Genomic DNA, 13,327 nt, shown 5'->3' with positions numbered 1-13,327 from the left:
TTTAGAGATGATAAGGAGCATATAGACATATGAAATCTGTACTTATTGGTTCTGTCGGTTCAAGTAAAATCGCATTAGAAACAATGATTGAATTAGGTTTTCCGGTAGATATGGTATTTTCGCTTGGCGAGGAGTATTCAAAAAATGTTTCAGGGTATGAGCCTATACACAAAATAGCAAAACAGCATGGATTGCCTTATATGACGTTTAAAAAAATAAACGATGAAAGCTGTGTTTCCGCTATCAGACAAATTCAGCCTGATTATATATTTGTTATAGGACTTTCCCAGTTGGTGGGAAATGAAATAATGCAGTGTGCAAAGAAGGGCGTAGTAGGATTTCATCCGACACCGCTTCCAAAATTCAGAGGCAGGGCTGCAATTCCATGGCAAATTTTATTAGGGGTAAAGAATTCAAAGGTATCCTTGTTTTTTATCGACGAAGGCACTGATTCCGGACGAATTATCGGTCAGATGGAGTATCTTATAGAAGATGATGATTATGCCGACGATGTGGGCAGAAAATGCGGGGTAGCGCTGCAAGAACTTTTAAAAGTGTCCTTACCGAAATTTCTAGATGACACTATAGAAGCCATACCTCAGGATGAGAGCCTGGCCACTTATTTATTAAAAAGAACTCCGGAAGATGGCTGCATAAATTGGCAGGATTCCGCTAAAAACATTCAGCGCTTAATTCGCGCAGTATCATATCCGTATCCCGGAGCCTTTTCGATGTATGACGGCAAAACGAAGGTGATTTTTTGGAAAGCTGATAAATTAGAGAACAATAAATATATCGGAATCCCGGGCCAAATTGCCGAAATCAGTGAAAACTACATAGACATAGTATGCTTAGACGGTTTACTCCGCGTATATGAGTATTCGCCAGAAGATCAAGTACATTTCAGAGTAGGACATAAGTTCAAATAAGGTGGTTTAAAAGATGCGCATAATAGTCTTTGCACCCCACAACGATGATGAAGTTTTAGGAGTGGGAGGAACAATTGCTAAATACTCAGCCTCAGGGCATGAAGTTTTTATATGTGAAGTGACAAAAGGAGATTCGGACGAAATGGTGAACATGATACGTTCCGAAGCTCTGAACGCACACAAAATATTGGGTGTCAAAGAAACGATTTTTTTAGATTTTCCAGTAGTGCAGCTTAGAGAAACTCCATTAAAGGACATTAATTTTGAATTACTAAAAGTTGTTGAGCATATAAAACCAAATATAGCTTTTATACCACATAAAGGAGACATGCACATTGACCATGCTGTGGTTTCGAACAGTGCGATGGTTGCATTAAGACCAATCAACAGCGTAAATGTAAATGCGATTTATGCATACGAAACCCTTTCCGAAACCGAATGGAATATTCCCACAGTCGATAATGCCTTTATTCCAAATGTATGGAGCAATATTACAGGTTTTATAGATAAGAAAAAACAAGCGATGAATTGCTATAAGTCTCAAATAAAAGAGCCACCCCATCCTCGTTCAAATGAAATAATAGAAGCACTGGCAAAGCTTAGGGGATCAACGATTGGTGTAGCATATGCAGAAAGTTTTATGTTAGTGAGAGAGACATTGTAAAGACAAATTAAGGCTGTGGAGAAGAAATTTTTGAAATGAGTTTTTTGTATTAGGGGGCTAATAATGAGGAACAGAGCTTACATTAAAGATATAGCATCATACCTTCCCGCACAAAAACTGACTAATGATGAACTTATAAAAGATTATCCTGATTGGGATGTAGAAAAAATTTATAATAAAACAGGCATATCAACCAGAGCAATTGCGGGAAAGAATGAATGCGCATCTGATTTAGCTGTTGCGGCGGCTGAAAAACTATTTGAAAAAGGTATATGCAAAAGAGAAGAAGTAGAATTTCTAATACTTTGCACGCAAAGTCCAGATTATTATTTGCCGACAACAGCTTGCATTGTGCAGGACCGCCTAAAGCTGCCAACTACTTGCGGAGCTTTTGACATTAACCTAGGGTGTTCCGGATATGTATATGGGCTTTCAATTGTCAAAGGAATGATAGAATCAGGGATTGTTAGTAATGTACTTCTGATTACTTCTGAAACATATTCCAAATACTTACATCCCAGTGACAGGAGTGTAAGAACGATTTTCGGCGATGGAGCGGCAGCAACATTTATATCTTCTATCGAAAGCGAAGAAGAGCTAATCGGGCCGTTTGTTTTCGGAACCGACGGCAGCGGTGCCGACCTGTTAATTGTACCGGCAGGCGGGCTTAGAATGCCGGTATCACAAGAGACGGGAATAGAGCAAACTTTTGATGATGGAGCAATAAGGTCACCGCAAAATCTTTTTATGGATGGTGCGGAGATATTTAACTTTACCTTAAAATCCGTGCCTTCTGCAGTGAAAGAGTTGCTCAAAAAAAGCAAGATGACAATCGATGATATCGATATGTATATATTCCACCAAGCTAATGCATTTATGCTGGAAACTCTGCGCAAAAAGATAAAAATACCTAAAGAAAAATTTTGCGTAAACAACGAAGAGTATGGCAATACAGTTTCATCTACTATACCCATGGCTATTGAATTAGAGTTAGAAAAAAACAGCATAAAAAAGGGCGATAAATTAATGTTGGTAGGGTTTGGAGTAGGACTTTCTTGGGCAGGTACAATAATAAGATATGTTTAATTAAAATTAATTGGAGGAATATAAATGGAATTTAAGGAATTTTTAGCGGAACTTGCAGATTTATTAGAGGTAGATGCAGAAGATTTAAACGATGATTACGAATTAGATAGTGAAAATTTTGATTCAGTCGCTGTAGTATCTACCATAGCTTTAATCGATGAATATTTCGATGTAACAGTTAACGGAAAGTCGCTGTCACAAGCTAAAACAGTGGGAGAAGTAATAGATTTAATAAAAAAAGCAAAAGAGGATTAAGATATGATACAAACACTGGCATCGAATGTTAATATTAAGGGAATAGTCTGTACTGTACCAAAAAATATCGTTAAGAATGAAGATTTTGAAAAATATTTTCCCAAAGAAGATATAAATAAAATAACTGAAATGACAGGTGTTAAGGAAAGACGTATCACAAATAGCGATACTTGCACATCGGATTTATGTACGGCAGCTGCTGCAAAATTGATAGAAGAGCTGGATTGGCCGGCAGATACAATAGACGGTATTATCTTTATTTCTCAGACGCCGGACTATAGGCTCCCTGCCACAAGCTGTGTTGTGCAAGATAAACTGGGATTATCTACGGAATGCATGGCATTTGACGTAAATCTAGGATGTTCCGGTTATGTTTATGGATTATGGATGGCTGCCAATTTTATCGCAACAGGAGCTTTGAAGCGGATTTTGCTGCTTGTAGGTGATACCATAAGCAAAGCTATTTCTCCTAATGATCGCTCAACATCTATGCTTTTTGGCGATGCTGCCTCGGCAACCGCACTAGAGATGGACGAAACATCTTCAACAATAAGCTTTGTTTTAAAAACAGACGGTAAAGGCAGCGACAATTTAATTATTCCGGCAGGAGGCTACAGGAATCCGGCAACACAAGAAAATCTTGTAAGAATTGTTCAACCCGATGGGAGTATACGAAGCCTAAATGATCTATACATGGATGGCGGAGAAATTTTTAATTTTACAATAAAGAGAGTGCCGCCGCTGGTAAAAGAGCTGTTAAGTATAAATAACTTAGATGTTAAAGATATTGATTACTTTGTTTTTCATCAGGCAAATGAATTTATTTTAAAACATTTAGCAAAAAAATTAAAGCTTAGTCAAGAACAAACGCCTATCAGCATTGATAGATTTGGGAATACAAGCTCTGCTTCAATACCTCTTACAATAACAAGTGAACTGCAAGATGTGCTAAGCTCCAATAAGAAAAAGCTTGCAATGATAGGTTTTGGAGTAGGTTATTCGTGGGGAGGCGCCTTAATGAATGCAGGCCCTCTTGCGAGCTTACGATTATTGGAGGTGTAGCAGTGGTTTTTAACCCTATGTCCTTGGAAGGTAAAAGAATATTAGTAACCGGTGCTTCATCGGGAATAGGCAGAGAAACGGCGATTATTTTAAGCAAACTTGGAGCAGAAGTCGTGTTGTTAGCCAGAAATAGAGAAAGACTTGAAGAAACTTGCAGAGAGCTGGAAGGCAGTGGCCATAGTATTTATGAATATGATCTGGAACAATTAGATGGGATACCGGAATTATTAAAAACTATCGCAGCTGAGCAAGGACGGCTTTCCGGGGTATTTCATGCTGCGGGGATAGAAGCAACAATTCCCCTAAATATAATTAAAGAGAAGAAAATTGAACCTGTTTTTAAAACCAGTGCGTTTGCGGCTTTAATGATTGCCAAGGGCTTGAGCCATAAAGATGTTAAACAAGAAACTTCAAGCTTGGTAGTTATGTCATCAGCAGCCGGATTAACAGGGAATAATGGAATATCGCTTTATTCTGCCAGCAAGGCTGCCGTTGACGGTGCTGTAAGAGCATTGGCTGTAGAACTTGCCCCAAAAAATATCAGGGTAAACTCAATAGCTGCCGGATTGGTCAAAACAAAAATGTATGAAGATCTGGTTAATCGCGCACCCGGCGAAGCAATTAAAAGAAAAATGGAAAGATATCCGCTTGGATTTGGACTTCCGGAAGATGTGGCAATGGCAGCAGCGTTTTTATTATCAGATGCTTCAAAGTGGATAACAGGAACTACTATGGTGGTTGATGGAGGATTTACTATTAGCAAAGAATAAAATACGCATTACTAATTATATATATAATGGAGAATCATTATGAAGAAAATTTTAATTGTAGGTGCGGGCGGTTTTGGTCGAGAAGTCTATAACTGGATTAAAGATTCGCGGGAAAAGTATCCAGACTGGCAAGTTATGGGATTTTTAGATGATAATTTGTCAGCACTAAGGGAGTACAATTATGAAGTTGATGTAGTATCAACGATATCGGAGTATCAACCTCAAGATGATGAGTATCTGGTTATGGCTATAGGAACTCCTCGAATTAAGTACAAACTTGCAAATGTGCTCAGGGATAAAGGTGCAAAGTTTGAAACCTTTATCCACAGAACGAGTATTATAGGAAAAAATGTAAAGATTGGCCTAGGCAGTGTTTTATGTCCAAATTCTATTATAACCTGTGATGCAAATATAGGAGAGTTTGTTACAATTAATTGCGGATCAGGCACAGGCCACGATGCTTCAGTGGGCGACTACTCAACTCTCAGTGGCAAAGTAGATGTTACTGGTTTTGCAAAGGTAGGTAAGAGAGTGAGCATTGGCAGTAGTGCTTGCGTTTTACCGGGCGTTATTATAGGAGATGATTCGGTTATTGGCGCAGGCAGTGTAGTGGTTCGAAATGTAAGGGAAGGCTCTACTGTTTTTGGGAATCCAGCAAAATACATAAAGTAAATTTCGGGTGAAAAGGTATGCTAATTGGCGCCGATATCCTTGATCTTGAAAGAATAAAAATCATAGAACGTAAAAAAAGTATTCTCTGCAGACTTTTTACCCCTTTAGAATTAGAATCAACAGTTAAACTCAATTATAGGGAAAAAATAATTACCTTGGGTAGTATGTTGGCAGCAAAAGAAGCAGTGGCAAAAGCTTTGGGGACAGGATTTACTGATACTATCGGCACCCAAGATATTCAAATAATAATAAATGAAAATGGTGAGAGAAAAATAGAATTTTTAAATACAGCCAAGAGTTTTGCAGATGAATTAGGTGTTACAGAAGCACATCTAACAATAGATACTGAAAACAAATTAGTTGTTGCTTTAGTTGCTTTAGAAAGAGGATTTTTTATATAAAATCCTTGATATAGGGCTCTGCAAAGATTTAATTGACATTCTAAGCGAAGCAAAGACAGAAGAAAGCTCATTTTTCCCTGAATATAGAAAATAAAATTAACGTTTACTAAAATGTGGATTTAATTTAGTATCAAAAAGCAGTTTGGAGTGGTAAACCATGGATCATAACCCAATACCCCTATCGGTTCCTAACCTTTCTTTAGACATCATGGAGAATATAAAAGAAACCATAGAAACAGGCTGGGTGTCAACGGGCGGTAGATTTATAACTGAATTTGAAGAAAAGACAGCAAGATATGTAGGTGTAAAAAGAGCGGTATCATGTCAAAGCGGTACAGCAGGGCTTCATCTTGCACTGAAGGTGCTTGGCATAGAGCCGGAAGATGAGGTAATAGTTCCTACGGTTACATTTATAGCAGCGGTAAATCCGGTGAAATACATGGGTGCAGAACCTATATTCATGGATTGTGATGATACATTAGATATGGATATGGATAAGCTTGAAGAATTTCTGGAAAATGAATGTGATTTTATAGACGGAAAGGTAATCAATAAAAAGACAAAAAGACAAATAAAAGCAATAACAATAGTCCATGTATTCGGCAATCCTGCAAATATGGAAAAACTTATAAGGATAAAGGAAAAATACAACTTAAAAGTTATAGAAGACTCTACAGAAGCCTTAGGCTCATATTATCTGGAAGGAAAATATAAAGGCAAGTACTGCGGTACTATCGGTGATATAGGGGTATATTCCTTTAATGCCAACAAGATAATAACAACCGGCGGCGGCGGGATGGTAGTTTCAAATAATCAAGAATTGCTTGACAAAGTAGCGTATTTAGCAGTCCAAGCAAAAACAGATCCGCTATATTTTGTTCACGACGAAGTCGGATACAACTACCGTATGACCAATATCCAGGCAGCCTTTGGAACAGACCAGATAGATAAATTAGAAAGCTTTATAGAAACAAAGATTAGAAACTACAACCTATATAAAAAAGGCATAGAAAATATAGAAGGTTTAACGCTTCTTCCTTTCAGGGAAGATACCAGATCAAACCACTGGTTTTATTCTGTAATAGTTGATAAAGACAAATACGGAATAGATAGAGACGAACTTCTCAGAAAACTAAACAATGACAGTATCCAAACAAGACCTCTGTGGAGCCTAATACATAAACAAAAACCCTACCTCAACAATCAAAGCTATAAAATAGAAAAAGCAGAGTTTTATGAAAAGAACCTCATAAACATACCCTGCAGCAGCAATTTGAGTGAGGAAGAAGTTGGGGTAGTGGTGGAGAAACTGCAAATGTATAAGAAATAATATGATTTAATTACTACATCAAGGAGACACAGAATGAAAAATATCTGGATATTAAATCACTATGCAAAACCTTCTGGCGGAAGGCATTACAAATTTGCTGAAAACCTAATTAAGCGCGGCTATAATGTTAAAATTTTTTGTGCAAGTACTGTTCACAATTCAAATCAGAACATGATAACCGATTCAAGAAAGTATTTGTATGAACTACATAATGATGTACCTTTTATTATTATCCGAGCCCGAAATTATAAGGGAAACGGAGCAGAAAGAATAAAAAATATGATAGACTATACTGCCGGTTTAATGTCAGTTTCAAAAAAATTTGATACCGAAAAACCGGATGTAATATACGCATCTTCTCCGCATCCCCTAACTTGGCTTGCGGGATATAAACTTTCAAAGCGTTATGGCGCCAAGTTTATAGTCGAAACTAGAGATTTATGGCCGGAAACTTTCGTAGCTATGGGCAAGATGAGTAAGAATAGTATTCCGGCAAAGATACTTTACAAAATAGAGAAATTTATTTATCAAAAGGCAGATAAACTTATCTTTACTTTTCCGGGCGGAAAAGATTACGTTGAAAGCATAGGCTTAGATTCCTCTAAGGTCAGATATATAAATAACGGAGTTGATTTAGAAGAATTCAATCAGAATAAAACAAGATATGTTTTAGAAGATGAAGATTTAGGCGATGACAGCACATTTAAAGTTTTATTTACAGGTGCTATCGGCGAGGCAAATGCCATATATAGAATAGTTGATGCTGCAAAGATATTTATAGATAAAGGAATTGAAGATATTAAATTTTATATTTTTGGCGATGGCCCGGAAAAAGAAAAACTTCAAAATCGTGTTCAAGAGGACAAAGTTACAAATGTTATCTTTAAGGGTAGGGTAGATAAAAGATATGTGCCCTCCATTCTCTCAAGGGCAGATCTGAACATATTTTGTTTAGAATACTTACCGAATTTATTTAAGTATGGATTAAGTCCAAATAAAATGTTTGAGTACTTCGCTTCCGGGCATCCCATAGTTTCAAATGTTGAGTGCGGATATGACATGTTAGAAAAATACAAGTGCGGGATTACAGTAAAAGGCGGGTCAGCAGAAGCCTTAGCAGAAGGAATTCTCAAGTTTTATAATATGCCGAAAGAAGAATATGATACTTACTGTAATAATGCATTGAAGGCGGCTCGTGATTTTGATTTTAAAATTTTAACCGATAAACTAGAAGAAGTTATTCTAGAAGATTAAACAAAAGAAGGTGCGGTATATTTGCAAATACAATTAATCAATCTTAAAAGGCAGTATGAATCTATAAAAGAAGAAGTAGACAAAGAAGTATTAGATGTTTTATCTGCAGGTCAATATATAATGGGCAAAAATGTTAAAGAATTTGAAAGAGAAGTTAGTGAATACATAGGAACAAAACACAGCGTATCTGTGGGAAATGGAACAGATGCCCTTATCATAGCTTTAAAAGCTTTGGGAATTGGTAAAGGAGATGAAGTAATCACAACTCCATTTACTTTTTTTGCAACAGCTGAAAGCATATCTTTTGTAGGGGCAACTCCGGTTTTTGTAGATGTGGATATTAATACGTTTAATATTGACCCTGCAAAGATAGAGGAAAAGATAACCGATAAGACAAAAGCCATAATGCCTGTACATATCTTTGGACAGCCATGCGACATGGATGCGATAAATGAAATAGCTAAAAAACATAACCTGAAAGTTATAGAAGATGCTTGTCAAGCTATCGGTTCGGAATATAAGGGCAAAAAGGCAGGAAGTTTATCAGACATAGCTTGTTTCTCGTTTTTCCCCACAAAGAATTTAGGATGTGCCGGTGACGGAGGCATGATAGTTACAAATGATTATAACCTTGCAACGGTATGCAGGGCTTTAAGAGCTCATGGAAGCGGGGCCGATGGACAAAAAGCCTTTAATATAATCAATAATATTAAGGAAGATGCTGTAGAAGATAACGGAACTGACAATACAGTATACAATCCTTTGAAGTATTATAACTATCTAATTGGCCAAAACTCAAGGCTTGATGAGCTCCAAGCTGCAATACTCAGGGTAAAATTAAGAAACCTTGATATTTGGAATGATGCAAGAAGAAAACATGCCCGGTTTTATAACGAACAATTAAAAGATACTAATCTTGCAGCGCCTTTTGAAGCAGATAATGTAAAACATGTATATCATCTGTATATTCTTCAGTCGGATGATCGTTCGAAAATGGTAAATTACCTGAAAGAAAACGGAATAGCCACAGGCGTGTATTATCCGATACCGCTGCATCTTCAAAAAGCGTATAAAGATTTAGGATATAAAGAAGGAGATCTTCCCAATGCGGAATATCTTTCCCATAGAACCTTTGCAATACCAATGTTTGCAGAACTTACAGATGAAGAAAAAGAATATATAGTAGATACTATAAAGAAATTTGGTGACTAAATGAATAAGGATTATTTTGTTCATGAATCCTCATATATAGATGAACCGTGCGAGATAGGAAGAGGCACTAAGATTTGGCATTTTTCACATGTAATGCAAAATGCCAAAATAGGCGAGAACTGCAACATAGGACAGAATGTGGTTATATCACCTAATGTTGTGATAGGTAATAACGTAAAGATACAAAATAATGTATCAGTCTATACCGGCGTTATATGTGAAGACGATGTGTTCTTAGGTCCTTCTTGCGTTTTTACCAATGTAATAAACCCGCGGGCATTTATAGAAAGAAAAAACGAATATAAAAAAACTATAGTAAAAAAAGGTGCTTCGATAGGTGCCAATGCCACTATAGTTTGCGGACATAATATAGGCTCATATGCTTTTGTCGGCGCAGGCGCCGTAGTTACAAAAGATGTTCCTGACTATGCACTTGTAATAGGAACACCTGCAAAAGTAGTAGGATATGTTTGTAAATGCGGAAATAAGTTGGAAAAAATCAACAACATATATAAATGCAGCATCTGCAGTAAAGAATATATATTTGCAAACGAAAATTTAATACCAAGGGAGTAAAAAATATGGGTAAGGAAGAAATAAAAGATAATCTATTACAGAAAATAAAAGACAAAACAGCACAAGTTGCTGTTATAGGATTAGGATATGTAGGCTTGCCTTTAGCAGTAGAAAAAGCTAAGGCAGGATATAAAACAGTGGGTTTTGATGTACAGGAATCAAAGGTTAAAATGGTAAATGAAGGACACAACTATATAGGCGATGTTGTAGATACAGAACTGACGGATTTAGTCAATAAGGGCCTACTATCAGCTACTACTGATTTTTCAATAGTGAAAGATGCGGATTTTATAGCCATATGTGTACCAACTCCACTAGATGAGTACCAGCAGCCGGATATCAGCTATGTAAAAAACTCTGCTATAAATATATCCAAATACCTAAAAAAAGGTTCGATTGTCGTACTGGAAAGCACTACATATCCAGGTACTACAGAGGAACTGCTATTACCGATACTTGAGGAAGGCTCAGGATTAAAATGCGGAGAAGATTTCTTTTTAGCCTATTCGCCGGAACGGGTAGATCCCGGCAATAAACTTTATAAAACAAAGAACACTCCAAAGGTGGTCGGGGGAGTAGGAGAAGATTCTACGGAAATTGCTGCAGCAATGTACAGTTCGGTTTTAGAAGGCTGCGTACATAAAGTATCATCGCCAAAGGTAGCAGAAATGGAAAAGCTGCTTGAGAATACTTATAGAAATATAAATATTGCACTGGCTAATGAGATGACAATAATATGCGAAAAAATGGGTATTAGTGTATGGGAAGTAATAGATGCTGCAAAAACCAAACCTTACGGATTTCAAGCTTTCTATCCCGGCCCCGGAATAGGAGGACACTGCATACCGCTTGATCCGTATTATTTAGCGTGGAAGGCAAGGGAATTTGATTACCATACCAAACTCATAGAAACATCTGGAATAATAAATGACAGTATGCCTGATTATGTAGTCGAACGGGCATCAAAGATATTAAACCGTTTCAAGAAACCATTAAACGGTTCGAATATATTGATACTTGGTGTAGCATACAAGCAAGATATAGATGATATAAGACAAAGTCCGGCATTAAAAGTTATAGAAGGATTCGAAAAAAAAGGCTCAGTAGTAAATTACTACGATCCTTATGTTGCAAGTTACGACTATAAAGGGAAAAAGAGAACAAGTGTAGAAAAACTTAGTAAGCAGGAACTGCAAAATGCGGATTTGGTAGTAATAACTACAGCCCATACAAATATAGACTATGATTTTGTGCAGTCTAATTCAAAATTTATATTCGATACTAAAAATGCAATGAAAGATGTCTTAAAAAGAGAAAATATTGAGTTGTTGTAGGAGCATTCATTATGAAAATACTGTCTATAGTAGGTGCAAGGCCTCAATTTGTTAAAGAAGCAATTATTCAAAGTGAAATAAATAAATTTGATGACATTAAGGAAGTTGTTGTTCATACAGGCCAGCATTACGATGACAACATGTCAGGTGTTTTCTTTGATGTGCTTGATATGAGAAAACCGGATTATAATCTGGGGATTAGCGCATCAAAGCATGGCGAAATGACAGGTAAAATGATAATCCGGTTGGAAGAAATAATGTTACAAGAAAAACCTGATGTTGTTTTACTGTATGGAGATACAAATTCTACATTGGCAGGAGCAATTGCCGCTTCTAAGCTTAAGATTGATATTGCTCATGTAGAAGCAGGTTTAAGACAAGAACCAAAGGATATGCCTGAAGAAATAAACAGAATGTTAACTGATAGAATATCACAATATTTATTTGTCCCCAGTAATTTAGGAGTAGAGAATTTAAAAGGAGAAGGAATAACAGAAGGCGTATTTTTTACAGGCGATGTCATGTATGATATATTTCTAAAAATGAAACCAAGTTTTGATTACGTGCTGATGGAGAAATTACATTTAAAAGAAAATCAATTTATTATAATGACGTTGCACAGAGATTTTAACGTAGATATCCCCGAGAAATTAGAAAAAATATTAAAGGAAGTTAATAGGATTTCTAAAGAAATAAAAGTAGTAATGCCTATTCATCCTCGTACTCAAAAAAGAATTAATGAGTTTGGGTTGAGCCACCTAATAACAGATATTACAGTAATAGAGCCGATCGATTACTTACAACTGATGGGGCTTACTCAAAATTGTTATAAAGTGATAACAGATAGCGGCGGATATCAAAAAGAAGCATATTTCTCCGGTAAACAGGCAGTAGTAATCATGCCGGATACTGGTTGGCGTGAGCTTACGGATTTGGGATTAAATACTTTATCCGATGAAAATAATATATATCAAAATGTGATGAAAGCTAAAAAAGCAGAATACATTAAGGATATATATGGCGACGGCAAAGCAGCGGAGAAGATAGTTTCGATATTACGTATTTATAAATGAGGGATAATTTGTATGAAAAGTAAATTAGCTCATATGTTTTCTATATTGAAGGAAATGTACTCATTACCTACACTTTCATTAAGAATTTTTAGTGAAAATAAAGATATATATGATTATTTCACAAAGCCACATCCAAGATACAAAATAATACAAAATAAAAAGTGGGGAGTGGCTATTCAAGAGATACCGACCTCTTTTGAGGAATATTTAAAAGGAAAGAAAAAGCAGGTAGTAAGGACAAACAGGACTAAATGTTTAAAACAGGGCTATTATTTTAAAATATTTCCTTCCAGCGATTTTTTTACAGAAATAATAGATATAAACTCATCATCAAACGTGCGTCAAGGTAGACCTATAAGCAAATCTTATACTGACGAAAATGAAGTAAAAAAGTGGATTTCAGATAAACCGAGTTTGTATGGGGTTTTTGACAAAAATGATACTTTAAAAGCCTATGCATATGTGCCAATAATAGGAGACGTATGTGTTATTTCAAGATTACTGGGGCATGAAGAGGCATTAGAAGACGGAGTTATGTATTTACTAATAAGCGAGGTAGTACATGATTTTGTCGAAAAAAAGAAATTACTTGGATATCCTAAATATATTATGTATGATACGTTTTTTGGTGCAAAACCAGGATTGAAGTACTTTAAGGAAAGATTAGGATTTGAACCAGCTAAGGTAAAATGGAGGTTGGAATAGCTCC

Annotated in this window: 15 protein-coding genes; all 15 read left to right on the top strand. The window is 36.3% G+C overall.

Translation table 11 applies throughout. The features are described from left to right. Positions 1-29: 29 nt before the first annotated feature. The 15 genes from TSYNT_RS02865 (at position 30) to TSYNT_RS02795 (ending at position 13,323) form a co-directional block, all read left to right on the top strand. Positions 30-929: a methionyl-tRNA formyltransferase gene (locus TSYNT_RS02865; RefSeq protein WP_059031627.1), complete on the top strand. Its 900-nt coding sequence runs from the start codon at positions 30-32 to the stop codon at positions 927-929. Between the two features lie 13 nt (positions 930-942). Next, entirely contained in the window at positions 943-1,593 is a 651-nt protein-coding gene (locus tag TSYNT_RS02860; RefSeq protein ID WP_059031626.1) for a PIG-L deacetylase family protein, read from the top strand. Positions 1,594-1,656: 63 nt separating this feature from the next. Further along, the gene (locus tag TSYNT_RS02855; RefSeq protein WP_059031625.1) at positions 1,657-2,679 is read left to right on the top strand and encodes a 3-oxoacyl-ACP synthase III family protein; all 1,023 of its coding nucleotides are present in this window, start codon (positions 1,657-1,659) and stop codon (positions 2,677-2,679) included. 24 nt (positions 2,680-2,703) lie between these two features. Continuing rightward, positions 2,704-2,934, top strand: a complete 231-nt coding sequence (locus tag TSYNT_RS02850; RefSeq protein ID WP_059031624.1) for an acyl carrier protein — start codon at positions 2,704-2,706, stop codon at positions 2,932-2,934. Between the two features lie 3 nt (positions 2,935-2,937). Further along, entirely contained in the window at positions 2,938-3,996 is a 1,059-nt protein-coding gene (locus TSYNT_RS02845) for a 3-oxoacyl-ACP synthase III family protein (RefSeq protein WP_059031623.1), read from the top strand. Between the two features lie 2 nt (positions 3,997-3,998). Further along, positions 3,999-4,766, top strand: a complete 768-nt coding sequence (locus TSYNT_RS02840) for an SDR family NAD(P)-dependent oxidoreductase (protein WP_059031622.1) — start codon at positions 3,999-4,001, stop codon at positions 4,764-4,766. 39 nt (positions 4,767-4,805) lie between these two features. Then, positions 4,806-5,438: an acetyltransferase gene (locus TSYNT_RS02835; RefSeq protein ID WP_059031621.1), complete on the top strand. Its 633-nt coding sequence runs from the start codon at positions 4,806-4,808 to the stop codon at positions 5,436-5,438. 17 nt (positions 5,439-5,455) lie between these two features. Then, entirely contained in the window at positions 5,456-5,839 is a 384-nt protein-coding gene (locus TSYNT_RS02830) for a holo-ACP synthase (protein ID WP_059031620.1), read from the top strand. Between the two features lie 157 nt (positions 5,840-5,996). After that, positions 5,997-7,169 carry a LegC family aminotransferase gene (locus tag TSYNT_RS02825; RefSeq protein ID WP_059031619.1) on the top strand — a complete coding sequence of 391 codons (1,173 nt, stop codon included), beginning with the start codon at positions 5,997-5,999 and terminating at the stop codon, positions 7,167-7,169. Between the two features lie 33 nt (positions 7,170-7,202). Next, positions 7,203-8,423, top strand: a complete 1,221-nt coding sequence (locus tag TSYNT_RS02820; protein WP_059031618.1) for a glycosyltransferase family 4 protein — start codon at positions 7,203-7,205, stop codon at positions 8,421-8,423. 21 nt (positions 8,424-8,444) lie between these two features. Next, complete coding sequence (locus TSYNT_RS02815) at positions 8,445-9,635, top strand: DegT/DnrJ/EryC1/StrS family aminotransferase (RefSeq protein WP_059031617.1); 1,191 nt, start codon at positions 8,445-8,447, stop codon at positions 9,633-9,635. After that, on the top strand, positions 9,636-10,211 hold the full coding sequence (locus TSYNT_RS02810) for an acyltransferase (RefSeq protein WP_059031616.1): 576 nt from the start codon (positions 9,636-9,638) through the stop codon (positions 10,209-10,211). A 5-nt stretch (positions 10,212-10,216) separates the two neighbouring features. Continuing rightward, positions 10,217-11,545, top strand: a complete 1,329-nt coding sequence (locus TSYNT_RS02805; RefSeq protein ID WP_059031615.1) for a nucleotide sugar dehydrogenase — start codon at positions 10,217-10,219, stop codon at positions 11,543-11,545. Positions 11,546-11,556: 11 nt separating this feature from the next. Next, on the top strand, positions 11,557-12,618 hold the full coding sequence (gene wecB / locus TSYNT_RS02800) for a non-hydrolyzing UDP-N-acetylglucosamine 2-epimerase (RefSeq protein WP_059031614.1): 1,062 nt from the start codon (positions 11,557-11,559) through the stop codon (positions 12,616-12,618). A 12-nt stretch (positions 12,619-12,630) separates the two neighbouring features. Then, positions 12,631-13,323, top strand: a complete 693-nt coding sequence (locus TSYNT_RS02795) for a hypothetical protein (RefSeq protein ID WP_059031613.1) — start codon at positions 12,631-12,633, stop codon at positions 13,321-13,323. The last annotated feature ends 4 nt before the right edge of the window (positions 13,324-13,327 follow it).

The sequence above is a fragment of the Tepidanaerobacter syntrophicus genome (assembly GCF_001485475.2).
GTDB classification, from domain to species: Bacteria; Bacillota; Thermosediminibacteria; order Thermosediminibacterales; family Tepidanaerobacteraceae; genus Tepidanaerobacter; species Tepidanaerobacter syntrophicus.
Note: the sequence above shows the minus strand (reverse complement) of the source record. Positions and strands in the feature narration are given on the sequence as shown.